The sequence below is a fragment of the Streptomyces sp. GL_148 genome, from assembly GCF_057834205.1.
This window is the reverse complement of sequence record NZ_CM174396.1, coordinates 869,780-891,510: the sequence shown is the minus strand read 5'-3', so window position 1 is coordinate 891,510 and position 21,731 is coordinate 869,780. Positions and strand designations below refer to the sequence as shown.

At 67.6% G+C, this 21,731-nt stretch carries 20 protein-coding genes and 1 pseudogene; 13 read left to right on the top strand and 8 right to left on the bottom strand.

Features of this window, described 5'->3' with window-relative positions; genetic code table 11:
• Positions 1 to 55 precede the first annotated feature (55 nt).
• The 6 genes from AC3IYI_RS04005 to cutA all read left to right on the top strand — a co-directional run bounded on the left by AC3IYI_RS04005 (position 56) and on the right by cutA (position 9,951).
• On the top strand, positions 56 to 6,919 hold the full coding sequence (locus AC3IYI_RS04005) for a polymorphic toxin-type HINT domain-containing protein (RefSeq protein WP_489408880.1): 6,864 nt from the start codon (positions 56 to 58) through the stop codon (positions 6,917 to 6,919).
• Positions 6,920 to 6,921: 2 nt separating this feature from the next.
• The gene (locus AC3IYI_RS04000) at positions 6,922 to 7,266 is read left to right on the top strand and encodes a hypothetical protein (protein WP_489408879.1); all 345 of its coding nucleotides are present in this window, start codon (positions 6,922 to 6,924) and stop codon (positions 7,264 to 7,266) included.
• Positions 7,267 to 7,357: 91 nt separating this feature from the next.
• A complete protein-coding gene (locus tag AC3IYI_RS03995) occupies positions 7,358 to 7,585 on the top strand; it encodes a hypothetical protein (protein ID WP_489408878.1) in 228 nt (75 codons plus the stop codon).
• 205 nt (positions 7,586 to 7,790) lie between these two features.
• Positions 7,791 to 8,204, top strand: coding sequence for a hypothetical protein (locus tag AC3IYI_RS03990; RefSeq protein ID WP_489408877.1), 414 nt, complete (start codon positions 7,791 to 7,793; stop codon positions 8,202 to 8,204).
• Positions 8,205 to 8,277: 73 nt separating this feature from the next.
• A complete protein-coding gene (locus tag AC3IYI_RS03985) occupies positions 8,278 to 8,796 on the top strand; it encodes a hypothetical protein (protein WP_489408876.1) in 519 nt (172 codons plus the stop codon).
• A gap of 828 nt (positions 8,797 to 9,624) precedes the next feature.
• The gene (cutA, locus tag AC3IYI_RS03980; RefSeq protein ID WP_489408875.1) at positions 9,625 to 9,951 is read left to right on the top strand and encodes a divalent-cation tolerance protein CutA; all 327 of its coding nucleotides are present in this window, start codon (positions 9,625 to 9,627) and stop codon (positions 9,949 to 9,951) included.
• Between the two features lie 32 nt (positions 9,952 to 9,983).
• Here cutA and AC3IYI_RS03975 read toward each other — a convergent pair whose 3' ends face one another.
• The gene (locus AC3IYI_RS03975; RefSeq protein ID WP_489411917.1) at positions 9,984 to 10,412 is read right to left on the bottom strand and encodes a hypothetical protein; all 429 of its coding nucleotides are present in this window, start codon (positions 10,410 to 10,412) and stop codon (positions 9,984 to 9,986) included.
• A gap of 155 nt (positions 10,413 to 10,567) precedes the next feature.
• Positions 10,568 to 11,260: pseudogene (locus AC3IYI_RS03970) on the bottom strand (helix-turn-helix domain-containing protein); the annotation flags it as partial.
• 123 nt (positions 11,261 to 11,383) lie between these two features.
• Between AC3IYI_RS03970 and AC3IYI_RS03965 the strand changes: the two are divergent.
• On the top strand, positions 11,384 to 12,052 hold the full coding sequence (locus AC3IYI_RS03965) for an ATP-binding protein (protein ID WP_489408874.1): 669 nt from the start codon (positions 11,384 to 11,386) through the stop codon (positions 12,050 to 12,052).
• 82 nt (positions 12,053 to 12,134) lie between these two features.
• The gene (locus AC3IYI_RS03960) at positions 12,135 to 13,229 is read left to right on the top strand and encodes an NAD-dependent epimerase/dehydratase family protein (protein WP_489408873.1); all 1,095 of its coding nucleotides are present in this window, start codon (positions 12,135 to 12,137) and stop codon (positions 13,227 to 13,229) included.
• Here the strand turns inward: AC3IYI_RS03960 and AC3IYI_RS03955 are convergent.
• The gene (locus tag AC3IYI_RS03955) at positions 13,226 to 14,101 is read right to left on the bottom strand and encodes a glycosyltransferase family 2 protein (RefSeq protein ID WP_489408872.1); all 876 of its coding nucleotides are present in this window, start codon (positions 14,099 to 14,101) and stop codon (positions 13,226 to 13,228) included. The genes AC3IYI_RS03960 and AC3IYI_RS03955 overlap by 4 nt on opposite strands.
• Before the next feature lie 88 nt (positions 14,102 to 14,189).
• Between AC3IYI_RS03955 and AC3IYI_RS03950 the strand changes: the two genes are divergently transcribed.
• Positions 14,190 to 14,891 (top strand): DapH/DapD/GlmU-related protein, encoded by a 702-nt coding sequence (locus tag AC3IYI_RS03950; RefSeq protein ID WP_489408871.1) that lies wholly within the window; start codon positions 14,190 to 14,192, stop codon positions 14,889 to 14,891.
• A 718-nt stretch (positions 14,892 to 15,609) separates the two neighbouring features.
• Here the strand turns inward: AC3IYI_RS03950 and AC3IYI_RS03945 are convergent.
• Positions 15,610 to 16,095, bottom strand: coding sequence for a hypothetical protein (locus AC3IYI_RS03945; RefSeq protein WP_489408870.1), 486 nt, complete (start codon positions 16,093 to 16,095; stop codon positions 15,610 to 15,612).
• Positions 16,096 to 16,187: 92 nt separating this feature from the next.
• Between AC3IYI_RS03945 and AC3IYI_RS03940 the strand changes: the two genes are divergently transcribed.
• Positions 16,188 to 16,646: a hypothetical protein gene (locus tag AC3IYI_RS03940; RefSeq protein WP_489408869.1), complete on the top strand. Its 459-nt coding sequence runs from the start codon at positions 16,188 to 16,190 to the stop codon at positions 16,644 to 16,646.
• Positions 16,647 to 17,385: 739 nt separating this feature from the next.
• Positions 17,386 to 17,598 carry a helix-turn-helix domain-containing protein gene (locus AC3IYI_RS03935; protein ID WP_489411875.1) on the top strand — a complete coding sequence of 71 codons (213 nt, stop codon included), beginning with the start codon at positions 17,386 to 17,388 and terminating at the stop codon, positions 17,596 to 17,598.
• A gap of 128 nt (positions 17,599 to 17,726) precedes the next feature.
• Here the strand turns inward: AC3IYI_RS03935 and AC3IYI_RS03930 are convergent, their stop codons facing one another.
• Positions 17,727 to 18,137, bottom strand: coding sequence for a hypothetical protein (locus tag AC3IYI_RS03930; RefSeq protein WP_489408868.1), 411 nt, complete (start codon positions 18,135 to 18,137; stop codon positions 17,727 to 17,729).
• Between the two features lie 370 nt (positions 18,138 to 18,507).
• Positions 18,508 to 19,245 (bottom strand): dienelactone hydrolase family protein, encoded by a 738-nt coding sequence (locus AC3IYI_RS03925; RefSeq protein WP_489408867.1) that lies wholly within the window; start codon positions 19,243 to 19,245, stop codon positions 18,508 to 18,510.
• A gap of 283 nt (positions 19,246 to 19,528) precedes the next feature.
• Here AC3IYI_RS03925 and AC3IYI_RS03920 point away from each other — a divergent pair, with 283 nt between their 5' ends.
• Positions 19,529 to 19,780 (top strand): hypothetical protein, encoded by a 252-nt coding sequence (locus AC3IYI_RS03920; RefSeq protein ID WP_489408866.1) that lies wholly within the window; start codon positions 19,529 to 19,531, stop codon positions 19,778 to 19,780.
• A 135-nt stretch (positions 19,781 to 19,915) separates the two neighbouring features.
• Positions 19,916 to 20,056 (top strand): hypothetical protein, encoded by a 141-nt coding sequence (locus AC3IYI_RS03915; RefSeq protein WP_489408865.1) that lies wholly within the window; start codon positions 19,916 to 19,918, stop codon positions 20,054 to 20,056.
• Here the strand turns inward: AC3IYI_RS03915 and AC3IYI_RS03910 are convergent.
• Both AC3IYI_RS03910 and AC3IYI_RS03905 read right to left on the bottom strand, forming a co-directional pair.
• Positions 20,053 to 20,424, bottom strand: a complete 372-nt coding sequence (locus tag AC3IYI_RS03910) for a hypothetical protein (protein WP_489408864.1) — start codon at positions 20,422 to 20,424, stop codon at positions 20,053 to 20,055. The genes AC3IYI_RS03915 and AC3IYI_RS03910 overlap by 4 nt on opposite strands.
• 232 nt (positions 20,425 to 20,656) lie before the next feature.
• Positions 20,657 to 21,721 carry a hypothetical protein gene (locus tag AC3IYI_RS03905; RefSeq protein WP_489408863.1) on the bottom strand — a complete coding sequence of 355 codons (1,065 nt, stop codon included), beginning with the start codon at positions 21,719 to 21,721 and terminating at the stop codon, positions 20,657 to 20,659.
• Positions 21,722 to 21,731: the final 10 nt, after the last annotated feature.

Genomic DNA, 21,731 nt, shown 5'->3' with positions numbered 1-21,731 from the left:
AGAGGCACCTGGCCGCCCATCAAGCCCCCAGCACCGGCCTGCCAAGGTGACTTCGGTGCCGGTCGCAACTGTGGCCTCAGCCGACCTGATCGCCAAACTGAAGGCCGAGGACAAGGCCCAGGCCGAGCGAGCCAAGGCCAATCCGAAGAACACCTGGCCCCAGTCCACCACCCTCACGGGCGACGTGAACAACGCCCCGACCCGGGGCTCGCTGGTGACCCTCGGCTCTCCGGGCCGAACCGTCCGCTCGGGCGCCGCCGCCTCCGGGAAGGCCACGGTGCGGGTCCTGGACCAGCAGGCCGCTCGCAAGGCGGGTATCACCGGCGTGCTGTTTACTGCCACCGCCGCCACCCCCGGCAGCGCTCGGGTCGCAGTGAACTACGACTCCTTCGCAGCAGCCGTCGGCGGCTCCTGGTCCACCCGCCTGGGCCTAGTAGTCATGCCCGCCTGCGCGCTGACCACTCCTGACAACCCGGAGTGCCGCACGACAACACCTGTGGCCTCCAGCAACAACCTCGCCAGCCATGAGCTGTCTGCGACCGTCACCGTGTCCGGCCCCAAGCCGGCCCCCACGGGCAGTGTCTTGGTCCGGGATCAGGACGAACCCCTGAGTCCGCCATCGCTGGGTGCCGCCTCGGCCGAACCCACCGTGCTCGCGGTGATGGCCACAACCCTCGCCTCGTCCTCGGGCGGCGGCGATTACAAGGCCACCCCGCTGGCCAGCTCTTCCACATGGGAGGCCGGCGGGTCATCGGGATCGTTCACGTGGTCCTACCCGATCACGGTGCCACCTGCGGCAGCGGGCCCCGTGCCGGCCCTGTCCCTGTCGTACGACTCGGGGTCCCTCGACGGCCGCACCGCGAACACAAACAACCAGGGTTCCCAGGTCGGTGAGGGCTTCGACCTGACCTCCTCCTACATCGAGCGCAAGTACGGCTTGTGCGAGGACGACGGCCAAGCAGGCAAGGACGACCTGTGCTGGAAGTACGACAACGCCTCCCTCGTCCTGAACGGCAAGGCCAATGAACTGGTCAAGGACCCTTCGGACACGACGGGCAACACCTGGCGCCTGAAGAACGACGACGGCACGAAGGTCATACGGGGACGGGGCGCAGGCAGCACCGATGACGGTGACACCGCCACCGACCCGAAGGACAGTGATGGCGAGTTCTGGAAGGTGGTCACCGGTAACGGCACCACCTACACCTTCGGCCTGAACAAGCTCCCCGGTGCAGCCGCGGCCACCGAGACAAACTCGGTCTGGACCGTTCCTGTTTTCGGTGACGACGACGGCGAGCCCGGCTACAAGAAGAGCAGCACTTTCTCCGGGCGTGCCGTTCAGCAGGCCTGGCGCTGGAATCTGGACCTGGTCCAGGACCTGCGGGGCAACGCCTCCACGTACTGGTACACGAAGGAAGGCAACTACTACGCGAAGAATGGCGACAAGACGACGCTGGGCTCCTACACGCGTGGCGGCTATCTAAAGGAAATCAAGTACGGGCAGCGGGCCGATTCGCTCTTCACGGGCATAGCCTCCGGCAGGGTCGCCTTCGCCTATGAGGAGCGCTGCGACTCCGACTGCACCTCACTTACCCAGGACTCCGCCGACAACTGGCCCGACGTACCCTTCGACACCATCTGCGCCAGCACGGCGACGGACTGCCAGGCCACGGGGCCTTCCTTCTTCACTCGGAAACGCCTGACCGGCATCAACACGCAGGTGTGGTCCACCGCCCTCGAGCCGGACGCCTTCACCGACGTCGACAGCTACGCCCTTGACTCGGCGTACAGGCCACCGGTCGATCTCAACGCTCCGAGCGAGAAGATCCTGGCCCTCAAGTCGATCGTCCGCACCGGTAAGAACGGCACCGACCTCAAGCTGGACCCGGTCGACTTCCAATACCAGAACCTGTCCAACCGGGTCGACGTAGCGGGCGACGACGTTTTGGCGTTCAAGCGTCCCCGCATGCAGACCATCACCTCTGAGACCGGGTCAACGACCACAGTCACCCTGTCCGACCCGCAGTGTGTCCGCGGCACCAAAATGCCGACCGCGGAAGACGACAACGACGATGCCACACGCCCCTGCTACCCGGTGAAGTGGAAGGTCAACGGGGGCGACAGCGAGCTGGACTGGTTCCACAAGTACCGTGTCACCAACGTCACGACTAAGGACGCCGTCACCGCTGCGACCGTGTCCACCTCGTACGAGTACGAGAAGCCCGGCTGGCGCTACAACGACGACCCCATGACGAAGGAGGAGGACCGCACCTGGTCCAGCTGGCGCGGCTACGGCCGGGTCACCACCTACACCGGCGTCGGCTCCAACCGCTCCAAGACCACAAACGTGTACATGCAGGGCATGTACGGCGACAAGACAGCCGACCCGAACGTCACCCGCACCAACAAGGTGCCCGTCATCGACATCGACGGCACCGGCTCCATCGCGATCGCCGACTACACCGACTACGACCAGCTGGCCAGCTACCTGCGCCAGTCGGTCACCTACAACGGGGCAACCGTCCTCGCGTCCTCCCTGAACTACCCGTCATACACGAACACAGCAAAGCAGACCGTCTACAAGACGGACGATCCAGGCACACCGGTCGACAAGACCATCACCGCCTCACGGGTCCGTACCTCGCGCGCGTCCAGCTACGCCTACCTCACCGCCTCCGCCGACTTCCGTCGGACCCAGACCGACTATGTGTACGACGACTACGGCATGGTCACGCGCGTCAACGCTTGGGGCGACACTTCCAAGCCCGGCGACGAGACCTGCACCAACACCTGGTACGCCCGCAACCCGCAGGCCGGCCTGACCGACCTGGTCTCCCGTACCCGGACCGTGGGCAAGGCGTGTACCGATGCCGACGGAAACGACGTCACCGATGACAAGCTGACCCTGCCCACCTCGCTCACCAGCCGCGGCGACGTCATCTCCGACACCGCCACCGTCTACGACGACGCCACGGTCACCGGCTGGAAGGACGGGCGCGTCCCGACCAAGGGCCTGCCGACCTGGACCGGCCGGCCCAAGGCCTACCCGGCCGCCAACGGCACCACCCCGCGCACCCCGTCCGAGACGGACGGCTGGCAGAAACTGGGCAGCGCCACCTACGACATCCTCGGCCGGCCCCTGAGCGCCACCGACACGGCGGGCAACACCTCCACCACCACCTACACCCCGGCGACCGTCGGCCCTCTCACGGCCACCGTGGGCATCAAGCCCACGCTGGACTCCAACGGACAGACCCACCGGACCTACACCTACTTCGACCCCGCCCGCGGTGCGGTGATCAAAACCGAAGACGCCAACGCCAAGTTCACCAGCAGTGCCTACGACGCGCTCGGCCGCATCACCGGCAGCTGGCTCCCCAACCGCAGTCAGTCCGCCGGACACTCCCCGAACATCAAGTACGGGTACTCCCTCAAGCGCGGATCCGCACCCTGGACCTCGATAACCCGACTCAAGCACGACAACGCCACCTACCGGACCCCCGTCTACTCCATCACCGACTCCCTGCTGCGCCCGCTGCAGACCCAGAGCGCCTCGGCCAACGGCGGACGGATCCTCACCGACACCCGCTACGACTCCCGCGGCCTGGCCTACGACACGTACGCCGACGCCTGGGAAGACGACAAGGAAGACACCAAGGTAATCCCGGACGGCATCTACAAGTCCGTCAACGCCGGCGGGCCCTTCCCGCAGACCAAGACCACCTTCGACGGCGCGGGCCGGCCCACGACCACCGCGCTGTGGGTCAACGACGTCAAGAAGTGGTCCACGACCACCAGCTACACCGGCGACTCCGTAGCAACCTCCGCACCCGACGGAGGAACGGCCACCCGTACCATCACCGACGCGCTGGGACGGACGACGGAAACCCGCACCTACTCGGGCGAGCAGCCCGACGACGCCGCGTACGGCGCCACACTCGGCACCGCCTACACCAGCGTGAAGTCCACCTACACCCGCGACGGTCTGCCCGCCACGATCACCGGGCCGGACAGCGCCAAGTGGTCGTACACCTACGACCTCTACGGCCGTCAGCGCACCGCCACCGACCCGGACAGCGGCACGACCACCACGCACTACACGTCCCTGGACCAGATCTCCAGCACGGACGACGCCCGCGGCACCACGCTCCTGTACTCCTACGACGAGCACGGCCGCAAAACCGACAAGTGGCAGACCGCCCGCACGGACGCCAACAAGCTCGCCGCCTGGACCTACGACACCGTCCTGCGGGGTGCGCCGACCGCCGCCATCCGCTACGTCGGCGGCACGAGTGGCAAGGCCTACACCAAGGAGATATCCCGGTACGACTCCCTCGGCCGGCCCGCCACAACCGAGCTGACGCTGCCCTCCGATGACCCGCTGGTCACCTCGGGCGCCATCAAGGCGACCACCTCGTACGAGACGAACCTCTGGGAAGACGGCACCGTCTCCACCACAGTCGAGCCGGCAGCCGGCGGCCTCCCCTCGGAAGCCATCGAAACCGACTACAACGACCACCTGCTTCCGAACGGACTCTCCGGAACCTCCGGATACGTCCAAAGCGCCGACTACTCGCCCCTGGGACAGCTCCAGCAGCTGAAGCTCTCGCGCTCGGGCGCGCTCGGCGTCAAGGACGTCGACATCGCCAACACCTTCGAGGAGGGGACGGGCCGCCTCAAGGGAACCAAGGTCTACGAGCCCACCCACGGCCTCGTCCAGGAAACCACCTACACCCATGACGACGCCGGCAACGTCAAGTCGATCTTCGATAAGGCGACCGTCAGCGGTGCCAGCGCGGCCGACTACCAGTGCTTCGTCTACGACGGCCAGCGCCGCGTCACCGAAGCCTGGACCCCGAAGACCGACAACTGCGACAGCACCGGCCGAACCACCGCCAACCTCGGAGGCCCCGCCTCCTACTGGAAGTCCTACACCTACACCGCAGGCGGCCAGCGCGCGTCGGAAACCACGCACACCAGCTCCAGCACCACCAACCGCACCTACTGCTACGACACCACCCGCAAGCACGCCCTCGCCTCCACCACCACCGGCACCGACTGCACGGGCGTCGCGGACCAGTACACCTACGACGACATCGGCAACACCACCAAACGCCTACGCGCCCCCTCCAGCACCGACAGCCAAACCCTGACCTGGAACGGCGAGAACAAACTCAGCAAGCTCGTCGAGGGAACCGACACCACCACCTACCTGTACGACGCCGACGGCGAACTCCTCATCCGCCGCAACACCAGCGGCGAAACCGTCCTCTACGCCGGCGCCACAGAGGTCCACCTCGAAGGCACCAAGAAGTGGGCCAACCGCTACTACACCCTCGCCGGCCAGCGCGTCGCCGTCCGCAGCACCGAGACAGGCACCCCCAAGGTCTCCTTCCTCGCCGGCGACCACCACGGCACCTCCTCCGTCGCCATCGACAGCGGCGACGACCAGGCCGTCAGCAAGCGCTACATCACCCCATTCGGCGCCCCCCGCGGCGACACCCTCGGCACCTGGCCTGATGACAAACGCTTCCTCGGCAAAACTGCCGACACCAACACCGCACTCACCCACATCGGCGCACGCGAATACGACCCCTACACGGGCCAGTTCATCAACGTCGACCCGATCCTGACCCTCGACCAGCACCAGTCCCTCAACGGCTACGCCTACGCCAACAACAACCCGGTCTCGTACAGCGACCCCACCGGCCTCCAGAGGCCGGCCGACGACTGGGAAATCCCGGCCAACGAGCATCCGATAGAGGGAGGGAAGGGAGGCCAGGACGACACGCGCGGAACGAGCGGCACCGGGTCGGGACAGGAAATCGTCACCAGCACCGACAAGGGCAACTCCTTCACCGTCGTCAACGAAACGGTGATCGTCTACCCCGAAGTCACGATCCCGCTGAACTGGGACCACGCGACCGAGTTCGTCGACAAGTTCAACTCCTACATCCAGGGGAACTGCGGAGGCTTCTACGGAAAGCTCACCTGCCCTTGGACGAGCCATGAAGGACCTAGCGCGTACGCCCGGAACTACGCCGTCATGGTCACCTGTGCTCAGATCAGCGGGGAATGCGGTGACGTCGACGTCTTCCGGTGGACGAGGCTGCTGGCCGCAGGCGCGGCGGAAGGCTTGGCCTTCGGCGGAAAGGACGGCTCAGGCATAGGCAACCTGCGCATCGGCAAGCAGCCAGGCCGAGGTGGCCGAGGCGGCTGCACCCAGTGCTTCCTCGCAGGCACCGAGGTCCTGATGGCCGACGGCTCAACGAAGGACATCGAGGACGTCGAGGTCGGCGACAAGGTCCTGGCCACGGACCCCGAGTCCGGCAAGACTGCCGCCCGTGAGGTGACCCGCCTCATCAAGACCGAGGACGACAAGCACTTCAACACCCTCTCCATCGCCACCGAGAACGGCATCGAGACCCTCACCGCCACCTACGAGCACCCCTTCTGGTCGCCGTCCGCGCACGCGTGGATGAACGCCCAGGACCTAGCTCCGGGCATGACGCTGCTGACGGACGACGGCAACACCGTCATCGTCACCGCCAACAAGCCCTTCTCGAAGCACGCCACGACCTACAACCTGACCGTCAACGACCTCCACACGTACTATGTGCTGGCAGGAAAGACACCGGTTCTAGTTCACAATGCGGGCTGCGATGAGTGGGCAGCCAAGAATGCCGCCAAGAATGGCGGCGACATCTTCACATTCAGTGGTCCGGAAGGGAAGAGGCTCCCCATGGGCCCGTATCGACCCAATGGGCCTGGCACTCCAGAACTCGACGAGAGTTGGTTTCATCACACTGTGGTGGTCAGGGACGGGAAGGTCTACGACCAATGGGCGCCGAGAGGAATCAAGGTTGACGAATTCAAGAAACGCTTCGACTATGGAGACGACATTGATTTCGGATTCTAGGCATGGGTGAACCGCTGCGTGGGTTCTTTCCTGAGCTAAAAAAGCATCACGGCATCTATGTCATGCGGCGAACCTATGAAGGAACCTGCGCGTTTCTTTCGGGGTACGAGATGGGGTCAGGCCATTTTTTCCTGAAGGAATTCCACAGCTGGCTACTTCCTCGAAGGAAGGGGCGGCCGGAGCTTTTCTGGCCGCTCCTCGTGCTCTGTGAGGTTTATCGCGATGGCTCACTGCCGGACATCAGATACTTCACTCCCGAACAGGATGAACAAATGGTGGCGGTGCTTTTTGACTTGCTGGATGAGTTCTTCAACGCAGCAAATGAACCGGAAATGGCCGCAAACTGATGGCCTGTCGACTCGGAACCATGGAGAATATCCCGTAGTCGAATGATCGAAGTTGCTGCCCCGCTGAAGCCTGTTCGGCGGGGCAGCTCAGTTGGACCTCACCGTCGACGACTTCGACGACTTCGACGACGGCCAACACCCTGGAGGCCCCTGCGGCTGTCGCCTGCGGGCTCCCGGCCTGGAGATCCACTCCCTCCCGTGGGCCCGCACCGACGCTCCCCGCGAGAGCACCTCCGAGTACAAGGTCACCCTGACCGTCACCGCCCCGCCCCTGGCACCGGCGAACACAACGGAGCCACCCACCACAGGGTGGCCGTGACCGTCAGCGCAGAAGAGGAATCCCGTGCCCGACGCCCCCACCCCCATCGCCCCGTCATCAATCCGGATGCGCCCGTCCCTGTCCGGACCCTGCTGGGAAACCGCAACGCAATCCTCGCCGCCGGTCGGCAGTTCACCCCGTGGCGGCGGCGGGTCCGATCGTCCTCAAAGGCGGCCTTGCGCTCGTCGCAATGGGGCCGCCGTGGGTGCTGACCACACCATCTGACGTAGAACCTGTCCCCGGCACCATCACCGCCGGGACGGCGCACGCGGCCGCGACCCTGCACTGGCTCGCAGGCCTGTGGCCGTACGCCGGGGCCGCCGCCGTACTGCTCGCGGGTGTGAAGGCCTTCCGGTGCGTCATGTGCAGCCGCAAGCTCCGCGCCCTGGACGGGGCAGCGGACCACTACGTGCAGGACCGGGACCTCACCGAAGGCGCCCGGCATCTCCTTGCCCGCGCCCAGCAAGCCCAGAGCCCGATCATCACCTCGCAGGTCCACCGGCTCGACCTGATCGGCCGCCAGCGCAACGAAGCCGTCCTGCCGGTGCAGGTATGGGAGATCGCGAGCGCCCTGCGCGAGTACAGCCGGCTGTCCGACAGCACTCGCGGCCGCCCTTGAGCCGGATCAGTTCGTCCTGGATCGCGGGCAGGTAAGACGGGCACCCGGCGCATTGGAATCGGATCGGGCAGGCTTGGCCGCCGGCCTTCACGTTCGTCGGCTCCTCGCAGTTGCCGTACGGGACGGCGACGGACTTGCGCTCGTACCCGAGGGCGGTCCCACCCGCGCGTGGCTGGCCAGCGCGATCGAGGATAAATTTCCGCATGGTTTCGGCGACCTCACGACGGCGCTTCAGGGAGACCTTGCAGTAACCGCGAGTCACATCAAGGGTGTTGTGGTCCCTGAGCTCCATCAGGAGATGTGGCAGCTCAGCGGGCTTCGGCAGTTCCAAGTCGTGCGCTGCCTCGTCACGGGACATCGAGGTCGTTTCGGCGTAGAAGTCTCAGTCGTTGAGCCTGAATCAAACGTTCCGGCGTGCATCGATTTCGTCATGTTGAGTGATGGGGCAGGGCATCCGACGCCGGAAGACTTCCATCCAGTGGGTAACCTTCTTGACGCCGTGACGCTGGATTTTATGACAGGAGGCGAACTGCGCCTTTCGGCTCGCCCGCCTTCGCTTGCTCGGCAGCGGGAGCGCAATGCGGGGGCCTGAAATGGGTTCAAAGTGAGGCTCTGTCAATATGACATTGCGTCCGGGCGTCCCTGGATGGATTCCCTGACGGCTTGACGTCGATGGAGCTGGGGAATATAAAAACTGCTGGGGAGTGTGTCCGCACACTCCCCAGCAGTTTTCTTGTATGGGTATCAGGCGCGAGGAAACCCGGGCGTTCCCGCACGGCGGGGGCCCAGGTCGACGGCGAGGCAGCGACAGCGCAGTGGCCGGTGCGTACCTCGTGACACTTCCACACACGCCCACGAACTGGCCGAATTCTACTGACCTACGAAAACACAGATGACGGCACCTCGGCACGCACGCGTACTATGTGCTCGCAGGCGCCCCCCCGGTCCTCGCCCATAACTGCGATGTTGCGCTCGGATTGAAAGAAGAGAATAACCTGAAGAGTTTTTCCGACTCTAATGGATACGAACATTTCGTGACGCTTCACGGGCTAACGCTTTGGCATCCGTGAGGGATATTGCTCGCAGGCGGCAACCCTCACGAAGAGTGCCGTTCTCTGACGCAGCCACGCTGAATCAAACCTGTGAGGCCGGCGTTGCCTGCTTGGAGGTCTTCGACGGCATGGGCTGTGGCTGGGTAAGCCAGCAGGACCCAGGACCCTGCCAAGGCCGCCGCCCACACCATCCGTAGCGTCGAGGGCGCTGCTGAATTCCCCATCGCGCACCCCCGCTGCCGCAGGTCCTTCGTCGCTGGCCCTGACGTGGCCGGTAGGAACGTGGCGACGGCTGATCCCTTGTAGGTTCGAGATGGGTCCCGGCGTGCACTGGACACGGCAACGCCCAGACGACAGGGGAGGACATCGTGGCGACTGAGATCGTGATCGCGCAGACCACCATCGATGACGAGGAGGGGGCCAGGGATCTGGCACAGGGCGCAGTGGGTGCCCGGCTGGCCGCCTGTGCTCACATCGATGCTCCCATCACCGCGGTGTACCGCTGGGAGGGGAAGGTCGAGACCGCTTCGGAGTGGCGTGTGTCCTTCAAGACCACGGAGGACCGTCTGCCGGCCCTGGCGGAGTGGGTTGGCCGTGAGCACCGCTACGACGTGCCTGAGTGGATCGTCCTGCCGGTGAGCGGCGCTTCCGACGGCTACCGCGCGTGGGTCATGGAGGAGACCAGCCCCGAGTAGGTCCGACTGACATGTCTGCGGTGGCCAGCTGGCTATGCGGCGAATGTGCGCAGCTGCGATGCGAGCTCACTTTCATGGTCGGGCAGCTGGTCGACGATGGCGTGTGCTCGGGCGCGGCCCATGGTGTTGGGGCGAGCGATGGCTGCCGTGGCGAACTTCCGAGCGACGTGTAGGCCCTGCTCGGTGTCGCTGCCTCGCAGGAGAGCGGCGGCGAGATCGCCGAGGATGACGACGCCCGCGTCGGATAGTTCGCCGCCCAGCTTCTGTGTGGCCGCCGAGGCGACCTCGTCCAGCTCCGGGTGCGCCAGCCTGCCCAGTACCGACAGCGCGAGCGCGTCCATACGCGCGGGCGACATGAACTGCACCCAGGCCTGCTCGGCCATCGGGTCGGCGTAGTCGTATGCGACTCGGGCGCGGTCGAGTGCGCGCAAGGCGGAGGTCGAGTCCCCGATGCCGGCCATCTCCTCGGCGTGGCGGCCATGGATCCAGGCGGCGGCAGCGGCGTTGCCGGGCCCGCGTACGTGGGCGGCGGCACGGTGAGGAGTTCGATGCGACGGCTGGTGGCGGCAGCCCCATAGCTCGCGTACGTCAGGGCGAGTGCCCGAAGAGGAGGGTGCCCTGCGGCTCGGGCGCAGTCGAGTGTGACCTGGTAGTAAGAATGGGCGGCCCGATGGTCGCCCAGGTCCCACGCGATCCATCCGGCAAGTGCGGCCGTTTCCCCGGCCGCGACGCTCAGCTCCGCTTGGTGAGTGTCGGAGTACGCGAGTGCATCGGTGATGGTGTCGAGATGTGCCGCGACGTTGCGCTGCAACTGCTGCGCGGTCAGGTGGTTCTCGCTGACGTGGAGGGCTTCGGCACGCTCGGTCAGGGCGGTGACCGAGTGGGTGTCCAGCCGGGATCCCTTGGTGAGGGCGTGGGCGAGCCGTGCCCACGGTTCGCTCGCGGCAGCAGCTCCGATTGCCGGTCCCGCGAGGAGGGTGCGCCGCCTCATGTCGATGAACTCCTGTTCCTCCCGCGCCGAGGACTTCCTACGGTCCGCACGTGCGGCAGCGGCTTCTTGCTTGAGTTGGTCCGGGGGCAGGCCACAGGCGATCGCGATGTGCGTGAGCGTGTGGTTGGTCGGGATGTTCTGGCCGGTCTCGTACCGGCTGATCTCGCGGCGCGTCATGGTGTCGCGGCCGGAGACGGTGTTGATCGCGTCTGCCTGCTGTTCCTGAGTGCGTCCGGCCTGGACCCGAAGCCGGAGCAGCCGCTGGCCGAATCCATCGCCTGACACGAGTGTGGCCCCTGTCCGTCGGTGTGCCCCCATGGTGGCGCCGATTTCCCCCTCCACGTCCCCCCTTTACAGGTTTTTCCCCCTCTGGATTCCCCTGGGAAGCACGTCCCAATGCCGATGTGATGTCTTCATGACCACGGGCAGAAGGGGCGTGCCATGACGCAGACGATCACCCCGTTCCAGGCCGTGCCGGAGCAAACGGCAGGCCGGCCTCGGCGAACGAACAACCTCATGGAGTGCGAGTTCGCCGTCGAGGGTGCCGTGGGTACGGCGCCGTCCGAAGCGGATGTGCGCCGTGTCCGGCAGATGCGGACGATCGTGGGCGATCAGCTACGGGGCCTGGGGCTCTCCTGGCTTCGGGAGACCGCGGAGGTAGTCGTGAGCGAGCTGGTCACCAACGCGATCGTCTACGGAGGCGGGACGGTCAAGCTGTCCCTCCTCGTCACCCGCGCGGAGGTCCGCCTGCTCGTGCGGGACTCCGGCATCGGTTCGCCTCTCCAAGACAACCCCGCCCCGGAGGCAGAGAGCGGGCGTGGCCTCCTGATCGTGGACCTGCTCACCGCCGAACTCGGCGGGGGGTGGGGGTTCACCCCTGAAAGCAGAACCTCGTGGTGCGCGCTGCCCATCCGCCAGGCCGACTCTCAGGCCGGCCTGCCGGCCAGCGGCGGCTCACGGGCTGATGAGGAGGCCTCCAGCACACCGCCAGTCAGTCCTGCCTTGTATGTGACCCGCGCCCCGCGTCCGTCCCTGACCGATCCGCTGAATCCCCGCGACTGGCGGCCCACAGACCCCGGTCACCGCGCCGGGGCCACAGCCCCGCCATGACCGGCCCGCCTCGCCGCCCTGCGGCGGTGAGGCGAAGGAACACCCCGTCACGTTCCACCCGAACCCTGTTCCCGGAGGCATCGTGCACCACCGCTCAGACCTCACCGCCCTGTCCGGCGCCACCGTCCTGGTGACCGGCGGCGCCGGACTCATCGGCTCCCGCATCACCGCCCAGCTGCGGGACCTGGGCGCCCGCCCGGTGGCCGTGTGCACCATGAACGCCTATCCCGAGTACGTGTACGCCGACCTGTTCGACGTCCGTCCCGGCGACCCGGGGGTGGTCCTGGGGGACATCCGCGACACCGCGCTGGTGCGGAAGCTGGTCGCGGACTCGGACTACGTGATCCATGCCGCCGCCCTGGCGGACGTCGCCGCCTGCACCCGCGAACCGCTGGCCGCCATCGACACCAACGTGGCCGGCACCCAGAACATCCTGGACGCCGTCGCCGCCACGGACCGCGTCCGCCGCATGGTGTTCGTCTCCTCCGCCAGCGTCTACGGCGACGGAAACCCCGAGGAGACCGACAGCCCCGACCTCCTGGCCGTGCGCCAACTCCTGGAGTCCGTCCACGGCCGCATCCCGCCCCAGTTCCACGAGTTCACCCGCATGTGCCCGAAGTCCGTCTACGGCAACACGAAGGCCTGGGGCGAGGAGCAGACCGCGCTCGTCCTCGGGCAGGCCGGCACCTCGTACGCGATCGTCCGCTACTTCTCCGTGTACGGGGAACCCCAGACCATCAAGCCCGACTCCCACTCGTGGGTGGTGGCCTGGTTCGCGGCGCGGGCCCACCTCGGCCTCCCGCTCCACCTGAACGGCGGCGGCAGGCAGGTGCGGGACATGGTCCACGTGGACGACATCGCCGAGGGCACGCTGCGTGCCCTGGCCAGCCCTCGCGCGCACACCGATACCGTGAACATCGGTACCGGCGTCCCCACCAGCGTCAGGAATATCGCCCAGCTCGTCCAAGGCCACTACCCGAACACGCCGTTCCTGGGGACACCGCTCCCGGCCGGTGATCCGCTCGGCGGGTACGCGGCCACCCGCCGGATGGAGAACATCCTGGGCTGGAAGCCGAAGGTCACCATCACCGAGGGGGTGGCCCGCTACGTGAAGTGGCTACGGAACACCCCGGCCGCAGCCCCGGACTGGCTCAGGCAGGAGCCCGCCATCGCCTAAACGACCGGGGGCCGACCCAGCCTGGTCAGCCGCCACACCGTCCGCCAGCGCATGGGACGCCGCGGGCCGCCGCTCGTACGGACGCCTTCGGCGAATCCGGCGAACCAGGGCCGCAGGCCGGCCAGGGACCGCGTGCGCGCCACGGTCAGCAGCGTCCACACGCCCAGGTAGACCGGGACCAGCGGGGCGGGCAGGTGCCGCTTGGCCAGCCAGACCCGGTTGCGGGCCGTCATCCGGTAGTAGACGGCATGCCGGGCCGGTGAGGTCTTCGGATGCTGGAGCACCAACTGCGGTTCGTAGAGGATGTCCCAGCCGCGGTCGAGGGCCCGCCAGGCCAGATCCGTTTCCTCGTGCGTGAAGAAGAAGGCGTCCGGCCAGCTCCCGGTCTCCTCCAGCATCGGCATCGACAGGGCGTGCCCGCCGCCCAGGAACGTCGTCACCAGGCCCCGCCGCATCGGGTCACCCGCCCGCAGGCGGGGCACGTGCCGCCGCTGCGTCTCGCCCGTCTCGTCCGCGATCCGGAACGAGACGATGCCCAGCCGGCGGTCCGCCGCGTACAGGTCGGCGATCCGCCGGACGACGTCCGCCTCGATCAACAGGCCGTCGTCGTCCAGGTCCACCAGGACATCGACGTCCCCGAACTCCCGCAAGCGGCGCCAGGCGACGTTCCGGCCGCCCGACACCCCCAGGTTCTCCACGAGCTCCACTCCGGTCACACCCTCGGGCAGGCCCGGAAGGGCTGTCCCGTTCCCGACCACCACGACCCGGGCCGCCGGTTCGTCCTGCTTGGCCACCGAGGCCAGCAGGGCCAGTAGCTCAGGCATCCGGTCGCCCATCGTCAGTACGGCGACACCCACACGCGGCCGGGTCACGACCACCACCACTTCCATCCGGGGCCAGGTGAACGGCGAGCGTACCCCTGTCGAACCCTGGATCCGGACCGTACGAGAGGCCACGGCAATGGAACGGATCAACCTCGGCGACTACGTCACCGCCCCCACCCAGGGCCCCGTCGCCACGACCGTCTACGGCGGCCTGGCGAACTTCGAGCTGGCCGAGTTCCTGGCCCAGTGGCAGGGCCTCCAGCGCGAAGCCCTGGTCACACTGGGGGAGGACCAGCGCATCCACCCTTCCGCGTTCATCCACCCCACGGCGATCATCGGAGACGACGTGATCATCGGGCCGGACGTCAAGGTCCACGAATTCACCACTGTGCGAAAGGGCAGCGTCCTGTGCGCCGGCGCACAGGTCGGCTTCAACTGCGAAGTCACCGCCACCTTCGTCGGCGAAGGAGCCGTCCTCGGGCACCGGATCGGCGTCAACCGGACGATCATCGGAGCCCGGGCCCACCTCTCCGCCAACGTCACCGTGGCCGCGATCAACATGACCACGGACATGCGCAAGCCCGACCGAGAAGTGATCATGAGGACCGGCAGCGGCCTGTACCGGTCGGGCACGACCCGGTTCGGGGCCGTCATCGGGGACGACACTCAGACCGGCACCAACATCAGCATCGGCCCCGGCGTCGCCATCGGCCGCCGCTGCCAGATCACCAGCGGCGTGACCCTGGCCATCCGAACCGTGCCGAAGGACTGCACCGTCACCGCCCCGCACGCCATGGAAACCGACATCCGCCGCCGCCGGAGCACCTTCGCACGCTGAACCGAAGCGGCGCCCGGCCCAGCATGGGCGGGATGGAGATCCTGCGTACGCCGGCAGCAGCCCTGGACGCCGAGGGGCACATCCCCGCTGAGGGGGGATCCCCGCGTGTGCGGGGTCCTCCCCACGTGCGCGGGGAAACAGGCTTACTGAGCTGCCACTTTAGGGAGCGAAGAAGGTGTTCTGAAGCAATTTCACCGAAACCGACATATCTGACAGTCCCCGTTGGGGCTTCAGGGTGTCCCCGCCGGGCTGCTGCGCAGGTCACGGAGCGTGACCGCGTAGAGGGGGAGTCGGGGAAGGGTCGGCGTTCGCCGACCTTGGTGTAGTGCCAGCTCTCGTAGAGGGTCAGGAGGATCTCGTGGAGGCGGTGGGCTATGCCGGTCTTGCGCCACTCGCCGCGGACCATCAGTTCGGAGGCGGCGAAGGTGGTGCTCGGGTCGGGCGCGGGGTCGAGGTGGTCGCGCCACCATTCGCGGCCCGGGTTGGACGGGGCGCCGTACGAGAACCCGACCGGCTCGGCCGGGTCGTCGCCCTCGGAGTCGTCGTAGGCGATCACGCAGACGAAGCCGGGGTGAGCACCCCAAGTCGTAAACCAGGTCCGGCCTCGCATTCGCGGCGCGCGCGGCGCTGTACCCGACGACGCTGCCCCCGGCCGAGTTCTCTCGGCCGGGGGCAGCGGGTCGTGCGTGCGCATCCGCACGAAGTGCGGTCGCGGGGCCTACGGGTCCTGCGGGTCGGCGTCCAGGGCGCCGACGGTGTAGGTGTCGTAGACGTCGAGGAGGTCCTCTTCGGCGTCCAGCAGGATCTCCGGCGGCATCCGGCACACCAGCGCCGTGAGTCGCACCAGGGCGGTCAGCCCCGGCCCGGCCGCATCTCCGGCCAACGGCCGGGCATGCGGCCACTCGTCCGCCAGCTGCCGCAGGCAGGCGCGCCGCGCCCCGTCCTCCGCCGTGCCGGGACGATCGTCCGACACGTGCCACAGGCCTTCGGTGGGAATCGGCCGGCAGGCCCGCACCACGCGTCTGCGCAGTCCGGGGTCCGCTCCTTCCCACGATGCCGGGTGGACGAGACCGCCCAGGACGGCGGAGGCCAGGGCCTGCGCCTCGGCCAGCCGGTCCGGCGCGAACCCGACCGCGGTGAGACCGTAGGGCGGCTCACCGTGCCAGTCGAGTACGAGTACGCACACGGGCTGGGGGCGGGTCATCCGACGAAGCGGCACCGAGACCGCTAGACAAGGGCGCGGCTCGGTGGACGACGGGTTTCCGCGAGGCCCTGTGGAGAATGGCCGCGGCTGCGATGCTGTCCCCCTCCGACAGCGTCTCGCGGACGCCAACTCAGCAGGGGGAGCCGCTGATGACGGTCTTAGAAGGATGCCTTTGGGGGCTGCTGGGCGCGGCACTCATTGAGGGCCTGGACCTCTACACCGCAATCCACACCACGGACGGCTGGCCCTGGAAGAAGAAGGGCGAGCCGGCGTTGGCACCGTACGCGGTCGCCGTGATCATCAGACTGGGCGTGGGGATGGGGCTGACCGCGGCCTTCGCCGCGTCAGGGCAGGTGGCCGGGCCCCTCGCGGCCCTCACCATCGGGATCGCCGCTCCCAAGATCCTTCAGCAGCTGGCGAAGCAAGGGCTCTCCCACTCAGCGGTTAGCGCCCCGCCCATAGTGCCTGCTGCCGTGCCGGCGCCCCTTCCTCAGCAGCCGACGGCCTCGGAAATGACGACGAATTCGGGAGGGCAGATCGGTGCGCTCTGACTCCTTCGCTTCCCAGGTTCTGGGGAACATTGCCCGGACTGCTCAGCCATTCGCAGACCGTCAGTTCGGTCAGGCGGAGGACCGTATCACCGCGGAGGCGGAGCCTCGTTCCTTCTTCTCCTGGCTGCGCCATGCTCTCGCCTACGAGCCTCTGCACGACGACTCCCCGGGCCGAGACGAGATGCGCATCCGGCGTGGCGAGGAAGGGTTTCAGCCTCTGCGGCCGTACACATTGGCGCCACAGCCAAATCCCCCGGACGAGGCGGTTCCCGTTCAGCCCGAAGACCACCGCCTTCACGAGCACCAGGCGCAGGAGCCGGTGGACCAGCCGATCGCCCCCGCAGCCGCGAAGTCGGACGCCGAATGGGTGCTTGACGCGGCACGTCAGGTCTGGCTCGCGTTGGCAACCTTGGAAAGCGCGGCATCCACGGTGTCGGCGCGAGAAGTCCGTCCGGACGAGGTGGCCAGGGACCGAGTACGTCTGCTCCTCGAACTCCTCCGGACTACGGACCTCAATAGCCTTGACCCGTCCGACCCGCTGTACGCGCAATACCTGGGCGAACTGATCGCGCTGCGGGGAACTCTGGACACCGTCTTGGGCCGCTCCCAGGTCGTCCTCTCATCTCAGCGCCGTAGCCCACGGTCCGGACTTGCCGATGCTGATCTTTCCGATGAGCAGCCCCCGGACCAGCCGGCTACCCACCGGTCTTCGTCCGCCGGTTCGGGCAGGGCCCAGGAACTGGTCGAGGGCGTCGAGTTCCTCACCGTGGCCGAAGTCGCCTCGGTGATGCGCGTCACGAAGATGACCGTCCACCGCCTCGTGCACAGCGGCCACCTTCCGGCGATCAGGGTCGGCCGCTCATTCCGAGTCCCCGCCAACGCCGTCGACGAATACCTTCGAGGGAAAGCGAATGCACTCAGCCCCTCGGGGGACCAGACCGACGGGCAGTAGCAGTCGGGCAGTCGGGACCCCGGCGCTGTAGCCAGGCTGGAGGCTGCTTGCGGACGGTGTACCTCCTACCGGCAGGGGGAGCAGGCGAGGCAGCTCTCCCACAGGCGGCCGAACTCGGGGTCGGCCTCTCAGGCGGCGAGGATCTCCCGGGTGCGTTGGGCGACGGTCTCGGGCTGGATGACGGTGGTCATGGAGGTGCCCTCTACGCCGTCGGACGTGGTGCCCGTGCGCCCGCGGTCGGGCTGGTACGGCGGTGCCGGGCTGCGCACCCCGGGGTCGGGCGTCCGCCCGGGTGCGGAGCGGTCAGGGGGCCGGGCCCCAAGGGATTCGATGTTGCACACAGCGGTCGGCAGCTCGCGGCCGCCGGCCTCGGGAAGGATGTAGGCGCGACGGGTCCAGTGCGGGCCGGTGTGGGTGTCAACTTCCTCGATGACGACGGCCATCACTTCGCCCTCGGCGCCGGAGGCGACGTCGCGGACTCGGCTGCCCAGCAGCGGGTGTTCCTCGCGGCCGGGAGCGAGCTCGGCGTTCTCCTTCATGCCTCGCCCCCGTGGGTGGCGCTCTCCCGCTCCTCGTCCTGGTCGCCGAGAAGCGGGCAAAGCCACGGTCCGTGCGGGCCAGCAGCTCCGAGGAGGTGGTGCCGTAGCCGGACTGCGCCAGGGTCCACGGGGCGGGCTCCGGGCCGTTGGTGGGTGCGCTCATCAGGGGACTCCGTGCTGCCGGTGGAATCCCAACACCCTTGAAGCTAAGGATCCGGACAGAGGCACCTCAACGTTCTTGCGGGAAATTGCAGACCTTCACCCGTGCGCTGCGGCGGCAGGCCGGATCAGGGCGATGGCTCCGGCCCCGTAGACGGCGCTTGCGGCGAGGTCGGCGAAGGCCCGCTCGTAGCGCCAGGCTGTTGGCCTGTCATGCCCGAAGATATTCCGTCACGGGCAGGCACTCGGCGAGCAGGTCGACGACGTCGCGCCAGGCTCGCTGTGCGTGCTGTGGGTGGTAGCCGACGCCGGGGACCGTGGGGTGGTCGACCGGCGGGTGGTGGAAGGCGTGCAAGGCGCCGCCGTAGACCGCGAGGCGCCAGTCGACGCCCGCGGCCTGCATCTCGGCGGTGAACGCGTTCCGTTGTGCGGGCGGCATGATCGGGTCTTCCGATCCGACGCCGGCCCACACCGGGCAGCGAATGTGCGCTGCTTCGCCCGGTCGGCCCGTGGTCAGTGCGTTGACTGTCCCGATCGCGCGCAGGTTGACGCCGTCGCGCCCGAGTTCCAGCCCGACGGCGCCTCCGGTGCCGTAGCCGATGGCGGCGATCCGGTCGGGGTCGGTCCGCGGTTCGGTGCGCAACACGTCGAGCGCCGCATGCCCGATGCCCCGCATCCGGTCGGGGTCGGCGAGCAGCGGCAGGCAACGGGCAAGCATCTCCTCGGGGTCGCCCAAATAGCGCCCGCCGTGAAGGTCGAAGGCCAGCGCTACGTATCCCAGCTCGGCGAGAGCATCGGCCCGGTGGCGCTCGACGTCGCTGAGTCCCATGCCCTCTGGTCCGAGCAGCACCGCGGGCCGGCGGTCGACACCGGCCGGGAGTGCGAGGTGTCCGATCATCGTCAAGCCGTCGGCCGGGTACTCGACCGTACGCGTCGTGATCGTCGTCATGAGACTGGACTGTAGTGATCGTCGAGCCCGGTTCGGTCGGTGTTCTGCCGCTGGCAGAACAGCGTGCGTGTCCCTCGTGTCTCTCTGAAATGCGGGGGCCGAGCGCCCAGGGCTTCAAGATCATCTCGTTGCCCCTTTGGCGTGTACCTCGGTCACACCCCCGTACTGGACCCACCGCCACTTCGGCAGGCGATCCCCTCGCTACTGCGCGCGGCCTCGCCTGTGTCGGGACCAGGCGTAACGCGACCGCCACCGCGCGAACCGGGCCCTGCCCGCCCGCAGTGTGCTCGCCGGGGCCGGCCACAGCCTCGACGTCCACCTGCAGAACGTGCGCGAGGTCCTCCTCCAGGCAGTGCTGCGGCAGGACGCCTGGCCCGAGGTGTTCGCCGTCGCGGCTGCAGGCGTGGAGTCCCGGGCGGCCGACATGGTGCTCGTGTGCGTGCTGGGGGAGCGCGCCGCCGGCACCTCCTGGGAGACGATCGGGGAGCCGTTCGGCATCAGCGCGGACGCCGCCCGCAAGTGCTGGGGCCACTAGGATCTCGCCCCTGATCCCGAAGACGAGCAGGCCAGCAGCAGTTAGACCCGCTAGGTCTGACAGGTCGGGCTGAGGTCATGTTCCTCGTTGGACGCGAGCCAGATCCTGAGTCCATGGCAGGTGGGAAGCGTCGCGGTGGCGGACGAACATTCGCTCGCTGCCGTCGGTGCCGATCCGGACCACCGGGCCCAGGCGGCGCATTTGGACTTTCCCGCCGACGTCGAGGACGTCGAAGCCGTGTCCCTGGTAGGGGCTCACCTCTGGCTGGACCCCTAGAACCGGAGATTGACCCACTGCCGTGTTTCGGGATTCCATTCCACGTCGATGATCTGCCCGTCCTTGATGCTGATGGCATGCCACCTCGCGTCTTCGAGGGTGCGGAGGGTGGGAAGCCATCTAACGGTGGCGGGGACATCTCCGAGTTCGTGCACTTCGGTGAAGTCGATGCTGGGAAGCAGCGACAGCGCCTCGACTGGGGTCGCGGTCGTCAACTGGATCCGCGCTCCCCCTTCGGTCTTGACGCTGAGGATGGCGAGGATCGGGTGGTCGACCTCCTCCTCCGGCACGGCATCGCCGGCCTCCGCCTGCACCCTGCGCAACCCCATCGACCTGAAGTGGATCGCGGAACGCGGTAGGTGCCGCATGACGCGTACGGCCGCTCCTTCGATCCGCTGGCCTGCTTCAGCGGACGTGTGTAGTTCGGCGTACCGGCCCCCCCGGTCCGCCTCTATAGCGGGACACCCTGTTCTCCCTCCACGAGCCGGTCGACCTCGGGAGGACCTGACTCCCGATCCCAGCTACTGACCGTTCAGATCCTCCCCAAGGGCCGATACCGGACGTGAGTCGTTGAGGTCCAGGAAGTAGCGCCGTCGTTGATCATGGTCGCGTGCTGGGCATCCCAGTAAGTCTGGTCGGCGCCGGGGTCACCGCGCCTTGATTGGGTCGCCACTGGGCGATGAACGGGAAGATGTTGTCCACCCACAACACCCCGGCCAGGTCCGGTGGCATGTCCCAGCGCGCCGGCTTGCCGGGTTCGAAGGAAACCGGCTCGTGGACGAGGGTGTCCCCGTAGCTGAACTGGACGGTCAGTGTGTGGATGCCGTTTAGCAGGTCGTCGAGCTGGCGGACTTCGAGGCCAGTGAACTTGTGCGCGCCCGCGGCCACGATCAGCGGTAGCCCGGTCTCCGTCGCCAGGGCGCGGTACTTGCTGACCTTCTCCTCGATACCGGAGGTCAGCGGCTGGGCGGAGACCACGCCGGCCATATTGCTGGGCGGGACCAGGATGGTACTCATCCCGGGTGGCTGCATCGTTCGCCCGGTCCGCGGATCCGCCTGGAGGAGGAAGGTGTATCCCTGACTTCGGTAGACGAGTTGGTGGAGCGGGGAGAGCAGGGCGCGGCGCAGGTCCTGAGCGATCCTCTTCGCGGTGCGGGCGTCCGGGGCCTCGATGGGCCGGCTGCTGTCACCGGCAACCGTGAGGACGACGGGGACGGGGATCTGCTTGAGGCGCTCGACCAGGTTGTGCCACGCCTTCATCCGCCCGTACGTCTCCTTCGACGGGCAGTGGGTAAGCACCTCCACCAGCGCCACTGGCGTGCCGTCTACGTCTGTGACGGTCCAGTCCGGGGTCTGGTCGCCCCATCGGCGTTCGAACTCCACACCGAAGCCGCGGGCGCGTAGAGCTGCTCCAGCGGCCAGCTCGATGATGTCGGGCCAGAAGTTCTGGTCCTGCCACAGGTTCGCCGCGAAGGTGGCGGCCGTCTTGTCCGGCAGCAGTGTTAGCTGTTCGTCGAGCCAGGTCCGCCAGGGCTCGTACTCGTCTTCCGCCGCGAGGTCGTAGGACAGCATCCTGCCCTCCGGCTGACGCGAGCCGTAGCGGCGGCGTTGCTCCCCAACGAACTCCGGCCCGAAGCGTTGGACGGTGGGCTGATGCGTCTTCATGGGGAGGATT